Here is an 18,667-nt window from a genome sequence, read left to right on the forward strand (position 1 = left end):
AGTCAATGACCGACTCCAACGAAAACGACCGCACCCGCGTAGTCCCCAAATCGACCCCGCCGTCGCAGCCAACGACAACAGGCGACACATCAGCCACCGTCATCACGGCAGGCACCCCCACGAGCATGTCCGGCTCGAACCCCGTGACCAGCCCCGCCACCGGCGCAACGGAAGCCGGCCTCCTCCCCGTAGGCAGCCGCCTCGCAGAATTCGAAATAACAAGAGTCATAGGCCAGGGCGGCTTCGGCGTCGTCTACGAAGCCTGGGACCACACGCTGGAGCGAGTCGTAGCGATCAAGGAATACCTGCCGACCTCGCTATCGGCAAGACAGCAGGACGGCACAGTCGTCCCCCTGTCGGAGAAACACAGGGAAACCTTCGACCTCGGCATGCGCAGCTTCATCAACGAAGCCCGCCTGCTGGCCCAGTTCGACCATCCGTCGCTGCTGAAGGTCTACCGCTTCTGGCAGGAGAAGGGAACGACCTACATGGTCATGCCCTTCTACCGCGGCGAGACGCTCAGGGAGGCGCTGGTCTCGATCCCCGCGGGCGTGGACGAGGCCTGGCTGATCCGCATCATGGACGGCGTGACGCAGGCGCTCGCGGTGATGCACAACGCGAACTGCTACCACCGCGACATCGCGCCCGACAACATCATCCTGCTCGAAGGTTCGGGCCGACCGGTGGTGCTGGATTTCGGCGCGGCGCGGCGCGTGATCACCGACAAGACGCAGGCGATCACGGTGATCCTGAAGCCGGGCTACGCGCCAATCGAGCAGTACGCCGAGATGCCCGACATGTCGCAGGGCGCATGGACCGACGTGTACGCGCTCGCGGCGGTGATGCACGTGGCGGTGTGCGGGCGCGCGCCGCCGCCTTCGGTGGCACGGCTGCTGTCCGACAGCTACGTGCCGCTCGCGGGCAACGAGATCCTGCGCAAGCGCTACAGCCCGCGCCTGCTGGAGGCGATCGATGCGGGGCTGGGCGTGAGGCCCGAGCAGCGGCCGCAGTCGATGGCGGAGCTACGCGCCGCGCTCGACCTGGAGGTGGGTCACAGCATCGCGCCGGTTCCGCGCACGCAGCCGCCGTCGTCTTCGGGTGGGCGGGGAGCGGGTACGAATGCCGATGCGGCCACGGTCATCGCAGGGAAGGCCGGCGTCAAGGCGCCTGCGCCCGCACCGGCGCCCGCGGGAAACAAGGGCAGCAACAGCAGCAGCGGCGGTAGCAAGACCGTCGTCGCCCTCGCTTCGATCGCCGTGCTCGCCGCGGCGGCCGGCGGCGGCTGGTGGTGGTTCCAGGGGCGCGGCGGCGCGGACGACAAGCCGGTCGTCGCCAACACGCCGGCCCCGCCTTCCGATACGAAGGTCGCGGAGGCCCCGCCGGCGCCTCCTCCGCCGCCGCCGCCTCCTCCTCCGGCCCCGCGCACGCCGGCCGAGTCGCTGCAGTCGCTCGCGACTGGCGCCGCGCCCGGCTTCGACGTGACGGCCACGCCGAAGAAGGCCGAGGTCTCGATCGGCAAGGACCGGCTCGCGTTCGAGGTCCGCAGCAAGCGGGAGGGCTACGTCTACGTGTTCCTGCTGTCCAGCGGCGGCGAGATGTTCCTGCTGTTCCCGAACCTGCTCGACAAGTACAACAAGATCACCGCGGGCGGCACGCTCTCGCTGCCGCGCGCTTCGTGGCCGATGGACGCGGGCGGGCCGGCCGGCACCGACCAGTTCGCGGTGCTCGTGAGCGAGCACGAGCGCGATTTCAGCGCCGCCGGCGTGCAGAACGACGGCGTGTTCCCGGTGTTCCCGCTGCCGGTTCTGGCCGCGCTGGAGGCCACGCGCGGCACCGGTCCGTCGCCGCTGCTGGGCAGGCCGGTGTGCGGGCCCAACACCCCGTGCAACGACGTCTACGGCGTCGGCAATTTCAAAATCGTCGAGAAGTAATCGTCTGCAGAGCGTTGGCCTTCGGGCCGTGACTTTCCGGACAAGGAGGCTTTCATGATGACCACATCGCAACCGCAGCAGCAGCAACAACTGCTGCAACAGCAACGGCAACCCCGGGGACGCACCCTGGCCTGCGCACTCCGCTGGAGCGTTGCCGCCGCCGTCGCATCGCTGGCGGGTTGCGCCGCGCCTCCGCCGGCCGCCACCGACACCGGCGCCGCGACCACCGCCGCCGCGAGCACAGACACAGCCGCATCGCGCCCGCCCGCCGGCGCCAGCGTGGCCGGCCAGGCGCGCACCTTCTCGACCCAGCTCGCCACCTACACCTCGGTGAGCTTCGACGCGGTGCCGGGCTGGTCGCGCGACGATTTCTCCGAGAGCTGGCCGGCCTTCCTCGGCAGCTGCAAGGTGCTGAACGGGCGCGGAGCGGAATGGAAGTCGGTGTGCGACCGCGCGCAGAAGGTCGACGCGAAGAACAGCAATTCCATCCGCGGCTTCTTCGAGAGCGAGTTCTCGGCCTACCAGATCCGCGACGACGACCGCCGGCCCGACGGCGTGGTCACCGGCTACTTCGAGCCCGAGATCGCGGGCGCGCGCCAGTACGGCGCGCCCTTCATCTACCCGGTGTACGGCCAGCCCGAGGACATGCTCTTCGCCGACGCGCGCAAGCTGCCGCCGGGCAGCGGCACGGTCGCGGCCCGCGTCGACGGGCGCAACGTGGTGGTGCAGACCGGCCTGAGCACGCGCGACATGGGCGCGCCGGGCCTGTATGCGCTCGACCTCTCGGGCATCTCGCGCGACACGCTCGACCGCAAGGTGCGCCTGCGCATCGAGGGCAAGCAGCTGCTGCCGTACTACACGCGCGAGGAGATCGAGACCAAGGGCGCGCCCAACGCCAAGGTGCTGGCCTTCGTGAGCAGCGCCACCGCGCTCTACGAAATGCAGATCCAGGGCTCGGGCCGCATCCGCATGGCCAACGGCGACATCGTGCGCGTCGCCTATGCCGAGCAGAACGGGCAGCCCTTCCGCCCGACGCTGGCGCAAGCGGCCAACGGCAAGCCGCGCAGCCCGGTGAAGGTGCGCGGCTCGTCCATCGAGCTGCAGCTCGACGACGGCGACGACGACGACAGCGATGTCGGCGCGGTGGCCAACGGCACCATCCGCACGCGAGGCTTCACGCTCGCGCGGCCGGTGGCCAGCGGTCCGGTGGTGGTGCCGGGTCGGCGCCCGGCAACCGGCGGCGCGGTGACGGGCTCGGGCATCAAGGACCCGAGCTACGTGTTCTTCAAGGAATCGCCGTCGCCCGTGGGCGGCCCGGTGGGCGCCTTCGGCGTGCCGCTGTCGGCGGGGCGCTCCATCGCGGTCGATCCGCGCAGCACGCCGCTGGGCTATCCGGTGTTCGTGTCCACGCGCACGCCCGGCAGCGGCGCGCCGATGCAGCGCCTGACCATCGCGCAGGACACCGGTGGCGCCATTCGCGGCGCGGTGCGCGCCGACTATTTCTTCGGCAACGGCCAGCAGGCCGCGACCAACGCGCGTCGCATGAAGGAGCGCGGCCAGCTGTGGATATTGCTGCCGCGCGGCCTCGCGGTGGCTCAGGCGGCCGTGTCCTCGACGATCCGCACGCGCGGCGGGCCGGTGGGCGCGAACCTGCCGCAATGCCTGGTGCCTTCCGAGGGCAGCTGCGTCGACGATTGAAGGATCGAGGCATGCGAGACCCCGGGCCAATTGCCATCCCGTCGGCCCGCGAAGCGAGGCCCGTTCGGGGAACACCGCGGAACCGGCTTTGCCGGGCCGCAGGTGTTGCCCCCTGCAAGGGGGTGGGCGAAGCGACACGAAGTGCGCGAAGCCTGGGGGGGAGCCGATGATCGAAACGCTGTCGTCCGCGCAGAGCAGTGAGCTCGTCCGCCTCTGGCGGCGCAGGCAGACGCTGTCCCCCGACGACATGGGCGCCATGTATCGCATCGTGGGCGATGCGCTGGTGGCCTGCAATCCGCCCGAGCTGCAGGTGCTGGGCGAGGGGCGGCAGGAACTGGTGGCGCAGTTCATCTACGTCAAGGTGCTGCGGCTCGACGCCGACCCCGACGAGGCCGAGGAGCGCGCGGGCCACAGCGCGCCGTCCACCGCCTTCGCGCTGTGCGCCTACTTCCGCCGCTATCTCATCGACTGCACGCGCGCCAGTTCCTTCCGCCGCAAGCTCTCCATCGGCGACCAGATCACCGAGGCGCAGCTGGAGGACGAGATCGGCCCGGACGAAGACCTCGAAGGCTGCCTCGCCGAGCACGGCCTGAGCGCCCAGGCCGTGCAGCTCGCCGCGCGCGCCTTCATCGCCGAGCTGCCCGAGCCGGAGCGCCTGCTGCTGTGCGAGGGCTTCGGCAAGGAGGCCGAGGGCGGGCTCTCGGGCATCGCCTCGCGCCACGCCATCGCGTCCTACCACTACCGCGCGGGCCGGCTGGGGCTGGTGCACAAGCGCGAAGGGCTCACGGCGGACTATGCCCGCACGCGGCTCGGCGGCTGGATCCAGCAGACGCTGGGCATCGCCATCGAGCCCGACAACATGGCGGCGATCCTGCAGGTTTTCAAAATCCTCGGTGCTGAAGCGTCTTACGCCTGAAGACATAGCCATTCAGGAACAGACGCCATGACCCACGACCTCTGGCCCCCGCTCAGCGTGATCCGCAGCGCGCTGGAAACAGGCGCGGCCGTGCCCGACGGCGCACCCGGCACCGCGACCGTCGCCATGCCGGGCATATCCCCCGGAGCGCCGCCGGGAACCGAACCCTCGCCGGCAGCCGCATCCGACCTGCTGCTGCCGCTCACCGAATTGGCCCGGCGCCGCGAGGCCGTGGCCCGGCGCGCCTTTCCGGCCCGCTGGGCGCCGGGCCGCCTCGTCAGCGTGGTGCACCAGGGGCGCATGCTCGGCGTGCTGCTCGACCGGCGCGTGCAGGGCGAACTCTGGCAGGGCTGGATGGCCGCGGGCGAGGCCGACTGGGCCGGCGCCTTCGACGTGCTGCTGGAGCCGGAGGACGAGCCCTTCGAGCCCGCCTTCGGCGTGATCCAGGCCTGGAACGTGCTCACGCTCGAGCCCGGCCCGCAGCTCTGCGCGCGCGTGCTCGGCGAAGTCACGGCCACGCGGCTCGCGGCGGTCCGCGCGGTGCACGACGAGTGGGCCGCGCACGCCGCGCCGGCCATCGCGCCCGAGCCGGGGCGCATCGCGCTGCGCAGCGTGGGCGGTGTCTTCTCGGTGCTGTCGGGCACGCCGCTCGGGCCTGAAGACCCGCGCACCGAGTACCAGGACCTGTACCGCGACGTCGGCCTCGAACTGGGCAAGGCGCTGACGCGGCCGCAGGGCGAGGAGGCTTCTGCTTCTCCTGCGCCATCGCCCGCCCGGCCGCAGCCCCGGCCCGAAGGCGGCTGGTGGGGCAGCATCCGCCGCTGGTTCGGCTCCGAAGGCTGGGCGCGCCCGGCCTTCGCCGTGCTCGCGCTGGTCGTGGTGGTCCAGAACGTCGGTCTGCTCGGCGGACGCGGCGCCGGACCCGAGGAAGACGAAGTGCGCTTCCGCGCCGTGCCCGCCGCACCCGCGCCGGCACGCGCGGATCTGGTGGTGCGCTGGAAGGCCGGCGTGCGCATGGACGAGGCCGACAGGCTTCTGCAGTCGATCTCGGCCGACGTGGTGGGCGGGCCCGGCGGCGACGGCGCATGGCGCCTGCGCGTGCCCAGGCCGGTCGATGCGCTGGCGATGCTCGCGGCTTCGCCGCTGGTCCAGTCGGCTGGGCCGGCCGGGCCGGCCGCGCCGACGCAACCCGCCGGGGAGCAGCGGCCATGAAACGCGCCGCACACCAGTCTTCCTTCTCCCTTCTCCACTGGGGAAGGCCGGGAATGGGGGTGCATGACACGTACATGAGGCGCCCCCGCCAGACTCGTCCCGTCATCCCGCCGAAGAGGGAAGGGACAAGGCAGCTGCGCCTGCTGCAGGTGCTGCTCGTGCTGTGGCTGCTCGCCTGCTGCAGCCTCGCTTTCGCCACCCAGCGCGCGCTGCTCGTGGGCGTTTCGGAGCTGGTCAACCAGCCGCAGGCGCTGTGGCTGCAGGCGCCGCGCAACGACGTGCTGCTGATGCGCGACGCGCTGCAGAAGCAGGGCTTCGCGGCGACCGACATCGCCGTGCTGGCCGACGGCGTGAACGGCGCCGCGCTGCCCGAGGCGCAGGCCATCCACGACGCGCTGACGCGGCTGCTCGCGCAATCCAGAAGCGGCGACTTCGTGCTGCTGTACTTCTCGGGCCACGGCACCCGGCTGCGCGACATCGTCAAGCGCTACCAGGAGCCCGACGGGCTGTCGGAGAACTTCCTCGCGCGCGACGTGCGCGGCACGCTCGGCAGCGACAGCGCGCTCGCGGGCGACCTGCGAGACGTGGACTTCGATGCATGGATCCAGTCCTTCCTCGCGAAGAACGTGTTCGTCGCCTCGGTGTTCGACACCTGCTCCGCCAACTCCATGACGCGCGGCACCGCCGACGCGCCGCCTACCGCCGAGGGCACGGGCGACGACGAGGTGCGATGGCGCGGCCTGCGGGCGACGCAACTGGCGGGCGGTGCTCCGCCCGCGCGCGCGCCGGCACCGCCCGTGCCGGCGGAGGCCGTTCCCCGTGCCCGCTACGTCGCCTTCTTCGCATCGGAAAGCCACCAGATCACGCCCGAGCTGCGCCTGCCCCGCAAGGCGCGCAACGCCAGGCCGCAGGGCCTGCTGACCTGGGCGATGGTGGAAGCCCTCGCGCGCAAGCCCGCCACCTGGCGGGAATTGTTCGATGGCGTGCTCGCGCTGTACCCGCCGGTCATCGACGAGCTCGCGCAGCGCTTTCCCACGCGCGAGCTGCCATCGCCGGTGGCCGAAGGCAATCTCGACGCGCCGCTGTTCGCCAACAGCGGCGCGCCCGCGTCCACGCGCCCCGTGTGGCGCGCGCAGCGCAGCGGCGACAGCCTGGCCATCAAGGCGGGCCTGCTCGACGGCCTCGCGCAGCAGCAGGAGCTGCGCGTGCTCGCGACGTTGGACGACGGCACGGTGCGCGGCGCGTCCGCCACGGTGGCGCAGATCAAGCTCGGCGGTGCATGGCTCGGCGTGCCCGCCGCATTGAAGGACGTGCCGGGCAGCGCCTTCTGGAGCGTCACGCCCATGGGAGAGCCCGCCGCCACCGCGCTGCGCGTGCGCGCCGACAAGCCGCTGCCCGCCGGCCTCAGCCTCGACTACCCGGCCGCGATCCGACAGGCCGACGACGCCGCCACCGCCGACGTGCGCTGGACCGACCTCGGCCCTTCGGGACAGCGCCTCGAACTGCTCGCGCCGCTGTTCGGCGCCAACGTCTCCACCGTGGTTCTGCCCGACACCGCCGCGCTGCGCCGCCGCCTGCAGGCGCTGGCGCAGCTCAAGTGGCTCGCGCAGCTGCAGGGATACGGCAAGGACGGTCAGCTCGACGGCTTCGATGCGGCGCTCGAAGTGTGGAGCGCCGACCGCATGCTGCGCAGCGTGCCCATCGCATCAGTCGCGCAGGCCGCCAATGCGCTGCCGCCGCCGCGCCCCGGCGAGCGCCTGCGCCTGAGCGTGCGCAACACCAGCGGCCGTTCGCTCGATCTCGTCATCGCCGGCATCGATGCGCGCGGCAACCTGCAGCCGGTCTACCCCGACGAGTCGGGCGAAACCAACCGCTTCAAGCGCGGCACGCCCGAGCAGCCCTCGGTGAAGCGCTTCGACCTGCCATGGCTCGATGCGGCCGGTGACGCGCGCCTGCTGGTCATGGCCGTGCCCGCCACGCCCTACAGCGCGCCGCGCCTGTTCGGCGTGGCCTATGCGCAGGCCGACGTGTCGGAAGTGCGCGTGCGCGGCGGGCAGCCGCCGGCCGACAGCGGCGAGCGCCAGGTGTTCGCGGCCCTGCTGCGCAGGAGCGGCACAGCGGACGCGGGAGCGCGGCCATGACGGTTCCAGTTCTTCTTTTTCTTTCCTGTTCCTGTTCTCTCGATTTCCGGAGGTGATATGGCATTCCTTGACGACGGCTCCTGGAGCCCTGAAGACGCCCGCCAGTTCTACGAACTGATCGGCACCGGCTCGGCCGAGACCGACCTGGTCATGCTGATCGAGAACAAGGGCGCGCCGGTCGAAGGCGAGCTGGAGCGCAGCTTCGACGACGGCAAGGCGCGCCTGAACATCGGCGGCTACTACTGGTCGGTGCAGGTGCCGGAGTCTTCCAGCCAGAACCAGGTCGTGCCCAACAACCTGATCGTCGCGCGCCGCAGCGACGCGGCCACCGCCACCATCGCCAGCCTGCTGCGCGCGCAGGAGAAGGACCTGAAGATCATGATCAGCGCCTTCAAGTCGGGAGGCGACGAGCGCTCGCCCGATGCGCAGTCGACCTTCGAGATGGTGCTGGAGAACGCGCGCATCTGCCGGCTGGTGCTCAGCTCGGGCGGCCACTGGGGCGTGCCCTCGGAGCTGATCTCGATCAGCTACCGCACGGTGAAGGTCCGCTCGGCTCCGCAGAAGACCACCGGCCTGCGCGGCGCGGTGCGCGAATGCCAGTTCACCCGCGCATGAGCCGCGCACCCAGCCCAGCCACAAGGAGCCGCACGCCATGACCACCGCCGCTGAATTCCTCAAGGCCGCCGACCCGGCCGCCGCCCTCAAGGCCCTGAGCGACGATGTGCGCGCCAAGCCCTCCGACAGCAAGCACCGCGTGTTCATGGCGCAGCTGCTGTGCGTGCTGGGGCAGTGGGAGCGCGCGCTCAACCAGCTCACCGTCGCGGCCGAGCTCGACGCGCTGGCCGTGCCCATGAAACAGGTCTACGGCGAGGCCGTGCGCTGCGAGGGCCTGCGCGCCGAAGTGTTCGCCGGCACGCGCACGCCGATGATCTTCGGCCAGCCCGACGAGTGGCTGGCGCTGCTCATCGAGTCGCTGCTGCGCCAGGGCCGCGGCGAGAGCGAGCTGGCCGAGGACCTGCGCCAGCGCGCCTTCGACGGCGCGCCCGCCATCGGCGGCAGCATCGACGGCAAGCCCTTCGAGTGGCTGGCCGATGCCGACATGCGCCTGGGGCCGGTGCTCGAGGCCTTCGTCAACGGCAAGTACTACTGGATTCCCTACGCGCGCCTTGCCCACATCAAGATCGAGCCGCCGGAGGACCTGCGCGACTGCGTGTGGATGCCCGCGCACCTGCAGTTCGAAAATGGCGGTGAGACGCTCGCGCTCATTCCCACGCGCTACGAGGGCACCGAGAAGGTGGAAGACGGCGAGCTGCGGCTCGCGCGCAAGACCGAATGGCGCGAGCTGCGTCCCGAGGTGTGGGCCGGCTACGGCCAGCGCGTGCTCAGCAGCAGCGACGGCAGCGAGCATGCGCTGATGGACGTGCGCGAGATCCTCTTCACGCAGGCCGATGCAACGGCCGAAGCGCCCGCCGAAGGTGCGGTCGATGGCTGAGCTCACCGCGCAGGAGCGGCTGCAGCCATCGCTGCTCGACCGCCTCGTCGACAACGCGCCCGACGAGAAGCGCGAGGGCGACGACAAGCGCACGCTGACCAAGCAGGCGCTGCGGCAGGCCGTGCTGCGCGACCTGGGGTGGCTCTTCAACGCCACCGGCTACGGCCTCTCGATGGACGACAGGCAGTACCCGAATGCGGCGCGCTCGGTCATCAACTACGGATTGCCTATGCTGTCTGGCCAGTTCACCTCGTCGGTGCAGCGTGTCAGCATGGAACAGGCTTTGAAGAACGCAATCCTGCAGTTCGAGCCGCGCATCCTGTCCCGAACACTCGAAGTCGAACTCATCATGGAAGGCCCCGCACTGGACTCCCACAACAGCATCGGCCTGCAGATCCGCGGCATGCTGTGGGCGCAGCCCGTGCCGCTCGAGTTCCTCATGCGAAGCCGCGTTGACCTTGAAGAGGGCCGCATCGAGATAGTGGACATGGCGCAAAACCCAAGGTAAGTCCGACATGGACCCTCGGCTGCTGAGCCTGTATGAACAGGAACTGCGCTACTTCCGTGAGAGCTCTTCGGAGTTCGCACGCGCATTTCCAAAGATTGCGCATCGACTTGGCATCGAAGGCCAGGAGGTCGCCGATCCGTACGTGGAGCGGCTCATCGAGGCCACTGCATTCCTTTCGGCACGCGTGGGCCTGAAGCTCGACGCCGAATACCCGCGCTTCACCGGTCACCTGCTCGACATCGTCTATCCGCACTTCCTCGCGCCGACGCCGGCGATGGTGGTGGTCTCGTTCGCGCCCGACCCCGACGACGCCAACCTCGCCACCGGCCCGAGCCTGCCGCGCGGCAGCGGCCTGCGTGCGCGGCAGGCGGTGGGGCAGAACACGCATTGCGAGTTCCGCACGGCGAGCGCGCTGCGCGTCTGGCCCGTGGAGGTGCAGCGCGCGCAGTACTTCACCTACGCGCCCGACCTGCCGCTGAACACGCATCCGCAGTCGCGCGCGATCCGCGGCGGCCTGCGCATCACGCTGCGCGCCACGGCCGGCCTGGACTTCAGCCAGATCGCGCTCGACGACCTCGTGCTGCATTTCGGCGGCGCCGAAGACGTGGCCTGGCAGCTGCACGAATGCGCGCTGGGCCAGCCGGTCGGCGTGCTGGTGCGGCCGCTCGGTGCGGGCGGCGCCCTGCAGGGCACCGCGCGCAGCCTGCCGCCGAGCGCCATCGGCGCGGTCGGCTTCGAGGACGACGAGGCCCTGCTGCCCGTGACCGCCACCGGCTTCTCGGGCTTCAGGCTGCTGCAGGAGTACTTCGCGTTCCCGCAGCGCTTCCAGTTCGTGCGCATCGGCGGACTCAGGGCGCTGCTCGCGGAGATGCCGGTCGCCGAGGTCGAGATCGTGCTGCTGTTCTCGCGCGGCGACGCGGCGCTCGAGAAACTCGTGAGCGCCGACAACGTGCTGCTGCACTGCGTGCCCGCCGTCAATCTGTTCAACAAGCGGCTCGACCGCGTGGCCATGACCGAGGGCGTGAGCCAGTTCCACCTCGTGCCCGATCGCACGCGCCCGCAGGACTTCGAGGTGCATACCGTCACCGAGGTCATCGGTCACGGCGCGCCCGGCAGCGACGCGGTGGCGGCCGAGCAGCCGTTCAGGCCCTTCTACTCGGCCTTCCACGGCAGCCGCCTGAGCCACCCGGCCTATTTCACGACCACGCGCGAGCCGCGCATGCTGTCGGTGCGCCAGCGCACCGAGGGCAACCGCAGCAGCCACATCGGCTCCGAGGTCTACATGCAGATCGTCGACCCGCAGCAGGCGCCGTACGCGGCCACGCTGCGGCAGCTGGCGGTGACCGCGCTGTGCACCAACCGCGACCTGCCGCTGCTGATGCCGCTGGGCCGCGAGAACGACTTCGACTGCGTCGACTCCTTCCCCGTGCAGCGCGTGCGCATGGTGCGCGGACCGTCGCGGCCGGTGTCGCCGGTGGTGAGCCAGGGGCTGGGGTGGCGCGTGGTCGACCACCTCGCGCTCAACTACCTGTCGCTGTCCGACAGCACGCCGGAGCAGGGCGCCGCCGCGCTGCGCGAGACGCTGATGCTCTACGCGGTGCACGCCGACGAGATGCGGCAGGGCCAGGTGCGCGGCCTGCTGTCGGTGAAGTGCAAGCCCGTGGCGCGCAGGCTGCCGCTGAAGGGGCCGATCGCCTTCGGGCGCGGGCTCGAGGTGACGCTCGAGGTCGACAAGGACGCCTTCCACGGCCACAGCGCCTTCCTGTTCGGCGCGGTGCTGGCGCGCTTTCTCTCGCGCCACGTCGAGGTGAACCATTTCGTCGAGACCGTGCTGCGCATCGCGGGCAAGGGCGAGGCCATGCGCTGGAGGCCGCTGTGCGGAACGCGGCAGATCCTGTGACGAGCGTGGCCCGGCCACCCGAGGCCGGCGGCACCGTGCAGGCGCGCGTCGACGCGGCGCTGCGCGAATGGTCGAGCGAGCCCTGGGCCTTCGACTACTTCGCAGTGATGCGCCGGCTCGAATCGGTCGCGCGCACCACGCCGCGCTGGGGCCGCGCACTGCTGCCCGGCGCCGAGCCGGTGCGCGTGGGCCAGGAGCCGTCGCTGTCGTTCGCTCCCGCGAGCTTCAGCCGCTTCGAGCCCGCCACCGCGCATTCGCCGCCGCGCCTGCGCCAGCAGTTCTTCGGCTACATCGGCCCCAACGGACCGCTGCCGGTGCACCTGAGCGACTTCATCCGCGAGCGCAGCCTGAACCATGGCGACCCGACCTGGCTGGCCTTCCTCGACAGCTTTTCTCATCGCTTCTCGCTGCACTTCTATCGCGCGTGGGCGCAGTCGCGTCCCGCCGTCGCGCTCGACCGGCCGGGCGAGGACCGCTTCCGCCTGCAGATCGGCGCGCTGGTCGGCATCGGCACGCCGGGCCGCGTGGACCGCGACGAGATCCACGACGACGCGCGCCTGCACTTCTCGGGCTGGCTCGCGCGCCGCGTGCACAACGTGGAGAGCGTGGAATCGGTGCTGTGCAGCTACTTCGGCGTGCCGGTGAAGCTGGAGCGCTGGGTCGGTCACTGGATGAGCCTGCCGGCCGGCGAGCTCACGCGGCTGGGGCAGGGCGAGAGTTCGCGCTCCATGGGCATGGGCGCCATGCTCGGCACCCGCGCGTGGGACCGCCAGCACCGCGTGCGACTGCACCTGGGGCCGCTCACGCTGGAGCAGTACCGCATGTTCCTTCCGATCGGAAACGCGCGCCCCGTGCTGCAGCGCTGGATGCAGCAGCTGCTCGGCGACGAGCTCGAGTGGGATGCCGAGCTCGTGCTCGAGAAGGCACAGGTGCCGGCCACGCGCCTTGGCGACGCGAAGGGCAGCGCGCCGCGCCTCGGCTGGGTGTCGTGGCTCGGCGAGCGCCCGCGCTCGCGCAACGCCGCCGACGTGCGCATCGGCAACCAGTCTTTCAACAAGCCCATCTTCATTCGTTCAGAAGAGATACGGAGTCCCTCATGAGTGAAATCAGCCGCACCGCCCTTTTCGGCAAGCTCAACTCGCTGGCCTACAAGGCCATCGAAGGCGCCACCGTGTTCTGCAAGATGCGGGGCAATCCGTACGTGGAGCTGGAGCACTGGTTCGCGCAGCTGCTGCAGGCGCAGGACTCCGACCTGCACCGCGTGATCCAGCACTACGGCCTCGACGTGTCGGTCATCGCCAAGGACATGACAACCGCGCTCGACCGCCTGCCGCGCGGTGCCACCGCCATCAGCGACTTCTCGCCGCACATCGAGAACGCCATCGAGCGCGCATGGACCTACGCCACGCTGCAGTTCGGCGAGGCGCAGGTGCGCACCGGCTACCTGCTGGTGGGCATGCTGAAGACGCAGAGCCTGCGCAACCCGCTGTTCGGCCTGTCGAAGCAGTTCGAGAAAGTGAAGGTCGAGGACCTGGCCGACAACTTCGCCAAGATCTGCGACGCCTCGCCCGAGGCGCAGATGCGCGCGCAGGACGGCACCGGCATGGGCAGCGGCGCACCCGGCGAAGATTCCGGTGCGATGGCCCCGGCCGCCATGGGCAAGGGCGACGCACTGAAGAAGTTCGCGGTCGACCTCACCGAGAAGGCGAAGAAGGGCGAGATGGATCCGGTGACGGGCCGCGACGAGGAGATCCGCCAGATCGTCGACATCCTCATGCGCCGCCGCCAGAACAACCCTCTGCTCACCGGCGAGGCCGGCGTCGGCAAGACGGCCGTGGTCGAGGGCTTCGCGCAGCGCCTGGCGCGCGGCGACGTGCCGCCGCAACTGAAGGACGTGAAGCTGCTCACGCTCGACATCGGCCTGCTGCAGGCCGGCGCCAGCATGAAGGGCGAGTTCGAGCAGCGCCTGCGCCAGGTGATCGACGAGGTGCAGAGCTCGCCCACGCCCATCATTCTTTTCATCGACGAGATCCACACGCTGGTGGGCGCGGGCGGTGCCGCCGGCACCGGCGACGCAGCGAACCTGCTCAAGCCGGCGCTGGCGCGCGGCAACCTGCGCACCATCGGCGCCACCACCTGGGCCGAGTACAAGAAGTACATCGAGAAGGACCCGGCACTCACCCGCCGCTTCCAGGTGGTGCAGGTGCCGGAGCCTGACGAGACCAAGGCGATCCTGATGCTGCGCGGCGTGGCCAGCGTGCTAGAGAAGCACCACCGCGTGCAGCTGCTCGACGAAGCCATCGAGGCGGCCGTGAAGCTGAGCCACCGCTACATTCCCGCGCGCCAATTGCCCGACAAGGCCGTGAGCCTGCTCGACACCGCCTGCGCTCGCGTGGCCGTGTCGCAGCACGCGACGCCGCCCGAAGTGGAAGACTGCATGCGCCGCATCGAGGGCCTGACGGTGGAGCAGGAAATCATCGGCCGCGAGGAGGCCATCGGCATCGACGTGACCAAGCGTGCCGCGCAGGTTGCCGCGCTGCTGGCCGAATCGAAGGTGCAGCTCGATGCGCTGAATGCGCGCTGGCAGGAGGAGAAGGGGCTGGTCGACCGGCTGCTGGAGCTGCGCAGCAAGCTGCGCGCGGGCAACAAGCCGGTGGACACGCCCGCTGCAGCCACGGCCACCGATGCGGCCGCACCCGCATCCGCCGAACCCGCGCCCGACCGCGCCGCGCTGCTGGCCGAGCTGCACGAGCTGCAGGCGAAGATCCACGCGGTGCAGGGCGAGTCGCCGCTCATCCTGCCGTCGGTCGACGAGCAGGCCGTGGCCTCGGTGGTCGCCGACTGGACCGGCATTCCCGTCGGCCGCATGGTGAAGAACGAGGTGGAGGCCGTGCTCAAGCTCGCCGACACGCTCAACCAGCGCGTGATCGGACAGAAGCACGGGCTGGAGATGATCGCGCGGCGCATCCAGACCTCGCGCGCGCGGCTGGACAACCCGCAGAAGCCCATCGGCGTGTTCATGCTCTGCGGCACTTCCGGCGTGGGCAAGACCGAGACCGCGCTCGCGCTGGCCGAGGCGCTGTACGGCGGCGAGCAGAACATCATCACCATCAACATGAGCGAGTTCCAGGAGGCGCACACCGTCTCCACGCTCAAGGGCGCGCCTCCGGGCTACGTGGGGTACGGCGAAGGCGGCATCCTGACCGAGGCGGTGCGCCGCCGGCCCTACAGCGTGGTGCTGCTCGACGAAGTGGAGAAGGCCCACCCCGACGTGCACGAGATCTTCTTCCAGGTCTTCGACAAGGGCTGGATGGAAGACGGCGAGGGCCGGATGATCGACTTCAAGAACACCATCATCCTGCTGACCACCAACGCCGGCAGCGAGCTGGTGATGAGCATGTGCCGCGACCCCGAGCTGCTGCCCGAGCCCAACAGCCTGGCCGATGCGCTGAAGGCGCCGCTGATGAAGGTGTTCCCGCCCGCGCTGCTGGGCCGCATCGTCACCATTCCCTATTACCCGCTGTCGCCCGAGATGATGAAGAAGATCGTGCGGCTGCAGCTGGGCCGCATCAAGAAGCGCGTGGAAACCAACCACGGCGTGCCCTTCGAGTACAGCGACGCGGTGGTCGACCAGGTGGTCGCGCGCTGCCAGGACCCGGAGTCGGGCGGGCGCGTGATCGACGCGATCCTCACCAACACCGTGCTGCCGACGATCTCCGTCGAGTACCTGCAGCGCCTGGCCTCCGGCGGCGAGATCCGCCGCGTGGCGCTGGACGTGAAGGACGCCGACTTCACCTACGCCTTCGACTGACAAGCCTCCACCCCAAGAGAAAAAGATGGCCGACAACGAGTTCCGCATCGAGAGCGATTCACCCGCCAAGGACGACCTGATGTTCTGGCGCATCGTGGGGCACGAGGCGCTTGCGCGTCCATCGGCCTACGAGCTCACGGTGATCTCGAAGAACAAGGCCGTCGACGCCAAGGACATCCTGGGGCATGCCTTCGACGTGGTGATCGAGTTCAAGGACGCCGACGGCGGAACGCACGAGCGCCACTGCCAGGGCCATGCGGTGCGCTTCGTGCGCGCGGGCCACATGGGGCGGCACTACGAATACCGCATCACGCTGCGCTCGTGGTTCTGGCTGCTCACCAAGCGCGCCAACTCGCGCATCCTGCAGGAGAAGAAGGTGCTGGAGGTGCTCGACGCGGTGTTCGAGGACAGCCCCATCAAGCGCTTCAAGAAGACCAAGGCCGACAACGTGATCGGCACGCACAACCCGAGGCGCTACTGCGTGCAGCACCAGGAGAGCGACTACCGCTTTCTCTCGCGCCTGCTGGAGGACGAGGGCATCTACTACTGGTTCGACGCGCACGATGCGCCCGGCACCATGCACCTTTCGGATGCCAGCGACATGGCGCACGAGAAGCTGCCCGCGGCCGACACCCTGCGCCACATGGCCGTCAACGCCGCCGAGCCGCGCTTCAACGAGATCTCGCGCTGGGTCAGCGGGCGGCAGTTCGACACCGGCAAGCACGCCTCGCGCGACAGCGACTTCAAGGCCATCAAGAAGAAGCTGGGCGCCGACATCGACGCGTCGGACGACCATGAACTGGCGAGCCTGGAGCTCTTCGAGTTCCCCGGCGGCTACTTCAGCGGCGACGACGCCGAGACCCGCGCCAAGCTGCGCGGCGACGAACTCAACGCTCACCGCGACCGCCACTGGGCCGTGACGCCGTGGCCCGACGTGACGGCCGGGCGCGGCTTCAAGTACGAGGGCGACCCCGACGGCACGCGCAACGGCGACTACATCATCGCGGCCTGCACCTTCGTCGCCAGCCATCGCGGCTACGAGGGCGTGAGCGCCAGCGCCCCGGCCCGGCCCGTGCACGACGCACTGGCCGACGTGCTGCGCGACGACGCGGTGAACGCCGACACGCTGCCGGTGCTGGAAGAGATCATCGCCGCCACGCCCGCGCTCTCGGCCGCGCAGACCGGCAACAGCATCTTCCTGCTGACCGTGATGCCCACCGAGCGCCTGTTCCGCACGCCGCGCCTCACGCCGCGCGTGACCATGCCCGGCCCGCAGACCGCCATCGTGGTCGGCCCCAAGGGCGACGAGCTGCACGTGGACGACCACGGCCGAGTGAAGGTGCATTTCCACTGGGACCGCTACGACGAAAGCAACGAGAAGTCGACCTGCTGGATCCGCGTGTCGCAGCCGTGGGGCGGCAAGGGCTGGGGCGGCTACTTCGCCCCGCGCATCGGCCAGGAGGTGATCGTCGACTTTCTCAATGGCGACCCCGACCGGCCGATCATCATGGGCCGCGTCTACAACGACGAGCAGCCCATACCGTACAAGTCGCCCACGCAGAGCGGCTTCAAGACCCGCTCCACGCCCGGCGGCGGCTCCTCGAACTACAACGAGATCATGTTCGAGGACAAGAAGGGCGAGGAGAACATCAACATCCACGCCGAGCTCGACATGAGCCGCAGCGTGGAGCGCGACGACTCCACCACCATCGACCGCGACCAGAGCGTTACCGTCAAGCGCGACCAGACCAACCACGTGGACCGCGACCGCAAGAGCACGGTGACGCGCAACGACACGAACATGGTGGTGGTGGATCAGAAGAACACGGTCAAGGGCAAGCAGAACAACCAGGTGGTGGGCGACCGCACCACTTTCGTCGACAGCAACGACAAGACCATGGTGACCGGCACCAGCCTGAGCGACGTGACCGGTGCGCGCACCGACACCTCGCGCGCCGGCGAGACCCGCAACGTGATCGGCAACCAGACCATCACCGTCAGCGGCAACGTGACCTACAAGGCCGCGAAGATGAGCTTCGAGGCTGGGCACATCGACTGGATGGTGACGGGGGCGAGCTCGAAGTACATCACGGTGCCCACCGGGCCGCTGCACCTGATGGCCAACAAGATCAAGCTGATGAGCAACACCGGCATCGAGATGATGGCGGTGGGCAGCATCGACGCGACCTCGGTCGGCTCCAACACAACCATCCTGGGGCCGAACACCAGCGGCTACATCGGCACCAACAGCGAAGCCAACCTGGGTATCGCGCGCTCGACCTTCATGGGCATGAGCATCGACAACGCGCTGGCCATCGCCATCTCCAACTTCGGAGGCGTGGCCATCGATACCGCGCTGGGCGTCAAGCTGTCGTCCGGCCTCGCGCCGGAGATCCAGGCCTTTCCGGTCGACGTGGAGCAGGCCGCGCTGCACACCTTCACGCCGGGAGCGGGTGCCGGTGGCGCGGGCGGAGCCGCGGTCGCCGGCATGCTCGGAGCGGTTGCGGGCCTTGCCAGTGCGGACGCGGACATCGCCGCGACACTGAAGCAGTACGCGGACGCCGCCAACGCGCTGGACAACGCAGCCAACGAGGCCGACGCCGCGCACCTGCCGGGCCTTGCGGGCCGGCTGCGCTCGCTCGGCGCGATCACGCGCAACCGTCGCACGGAAGGCGTGATCGGCAGCATCCCGGTGATCGGCACTGTCGCGATCGCCGGCGGTGAACTGATCGTCGGTGCCTTGGGTGCCGCCGGCGTCGGCACCGGCGGCGAACGACTGGCAGCCGACGAGTCTGTCAACGCGGACGGCTCCGCCGCACCGCCCCCGCCTCCGCCGGCTCCACCGGCCCCGCCGCCTGCACCAGGGGTAGGCGCCCCCGCGGAGCCGACGCAGGAGTGGAGCCCGACGCCGCCAGCACCGCCGCCGCCGCCACCGCCACCGCCGCCGCCGCCGCCGCCGCCACCGCCACCGCCACCGCCACCGCCGTCATCCGACCCGCTGGACGGCGGGGTGCCGCCGAACGACGACTGGGAATGAAGAGGGCTGTCGATCGACCAT

Annotated in this window: 12 protein-coding genes; all 12 read left to right on the forward strand. The window is 70.1% G+C overall.

Annotated elements, in window-relative coordinates; genetic code table 11:
* Window positions 1-5 precede the first annotated feature (5 nt).
* The 12 genes from BMY35_RS22860 (at window position 6) to BMY35_RS22915 (ending at window position 18,646) form a co-directional block, all read left to right on the forward strand.
* Entirely contained in the window at window positions 6-1,931 is a 1,926-nt protein-coding gene (locus BMY35_RS22860; protein WP_093204102.1) for a serine/threonine-protein kinase, read from the forward strand.
* A gap of 54 nt (window positions 1,932-1,985) precedes the next feature.
* The gene (locus BMY35_RS22865) at window positions 1,986-3,629 is read left to right on the forward strand and encodes a murein transglycosylase A (protein WP_256229274.1); all 1,644 of its coding nucleotides are present in this window, start codon (window positions 1,986-1,988) and stop codon (window positions 3,627-3,629) included.
* A gap of 166 nt (window positions 3,630-3,795) precedes the next feature.
* Window positions 3,796-4,545: a hypothetical protein gene (locus BMY35_RS22870; protein ID WP_093204295.1), complete on the forward strand. Its 750-nt coding sequence runs from the start codon at window positions 3,796-3,798 to the stop codon at window positions 4,543-4,545.
* Window positions 4,546-4,572: 27 nt separating this feature from the next.
* Window positions 4,573-5,757 (forward strand): hypothetical protein, encoded by a 1,185-nt coding sequence (locus BMY35_RS22875; RefSeq protein ID WP_093204105.1) that lies wholly within the window; start codon window positions 4,573-4,575, stop codon window positions 5,755-5,757.
* 74 nt (window positions 5,758-5,831) lie between these two features.
* The gene (locus tag BMY35_RS22880) at window positions 5,832-7,898 is read left to right on the forward strand and encodes a caspase family protein (protein ID WP_177213680.1); all 2,067 of its coding nucleotides are present in this window, start codon (window positions 5,832-5,834) and stop codon (window positions 7,896-7,898) included.
* A 57-nt stretch (window positions 7,899-7,955) separates the two neighbouring features.
* Complete coding sequence (locus BMY35_RS22885; RefSeq protein ID WP_093204111.1) at window positions 7,956-8,513, forward strand: type VI secretion system tube protein Hcp; 558 nt, start codon at window positions 7,956-7,958, stop codon at window positions 8,511-8,513.
* A 37-nt stretch (window positions 8,514-8,550) separates the two neighbouring features.
* Window positions 8,551-9,390 carry a type VI secretion system accessory protein TagJ gene (locus BMY35_RS22890; RefSeq protein ID WP_093204114.1) on the forward strand — a complete coding sequence of 280 codons (840 nt, stop codon included), beginning with the start codon at window positions 8,551-8,553 and terminating at the stop codon, window positions 9,388-9,390.
* On the forward strand, window positions 9,383-9,898 hold the full coding sequence (gene tssE / locus BMY35_RS22895; protein ID WP_093204116.1) for a type VI secretion system baseplate subunit TssE: 516 nt from the start codon (window positions 9,383-9,385) through the stop codon (window positions 9,896-9,898). The genes BMY35_RS22890 and tssE overlap by 8 nt, the downstream gene beginning before the upstream one ends.
* A 7-nt stretch (window positions 9,899-9,905) precedes the next feature.
* A complete protein-coding gene (gene tssF, locus BMY35_RS22900; protein ID WP_093204119.1) occupies window positions 9,906-11,798 on the forward strand; it encodes a type VI secretion system baseplate subunit TssF in 1,893 nt (630 codons plus the stop codon).
* A gap of 5 nt (window positions 11,799-11,803) precedes the next feature.
* Window positions 11,804-12,898, forward strand: a complete 1,095-nt coding sequence (tssG, locus tag BMY35_RS22905; protein ID WP_256229280.1) for a type VI secretion system baseplate subunit TssG — start codon at window positions 11,804-11,806, stop codon at window positions 12,896-12,898.
* A complete protein-coding gene (tssH, locus tag BMY35_RS22910; protein ID WP_093204124.1) occupies window positions 12,895-15,609 on the forward strand; it encodes a type VI secretion system ATPase TssH in 2,715 nt (904 codons plus the stop codon). Before tssG ends, tssH begins: the two co-directional genes overlap by 4 nt.
* A 25-nt stretch (window positions 15,610-15,634) precedes the next feature.
* The gene (locus BMY35_RS22915) at window positions 15,635-18,646 is read left to right on the forward strand and encodes a type VI secretion system Vgr family protein (RefSeq protein WP_093204127.1); all 3,012 of its coding nucleotides are present in this window, start codon (window positions 15,635-15,637) and stop codon (window positions 18,644-18,646) included.
* The last annotated feature ends 21 nt before the right edge of the window (window positions 18,647-18,667 follow it).

Source organism: Variovorax sp. YR750, assembly GCF_900109805.1.
Lineage (GTDB): Bacteria > Pseudomonadota > Gammaproteobacteria > Burkholderiales > Burkholderiaceae_C > Variovorax > Variovorax gossypii.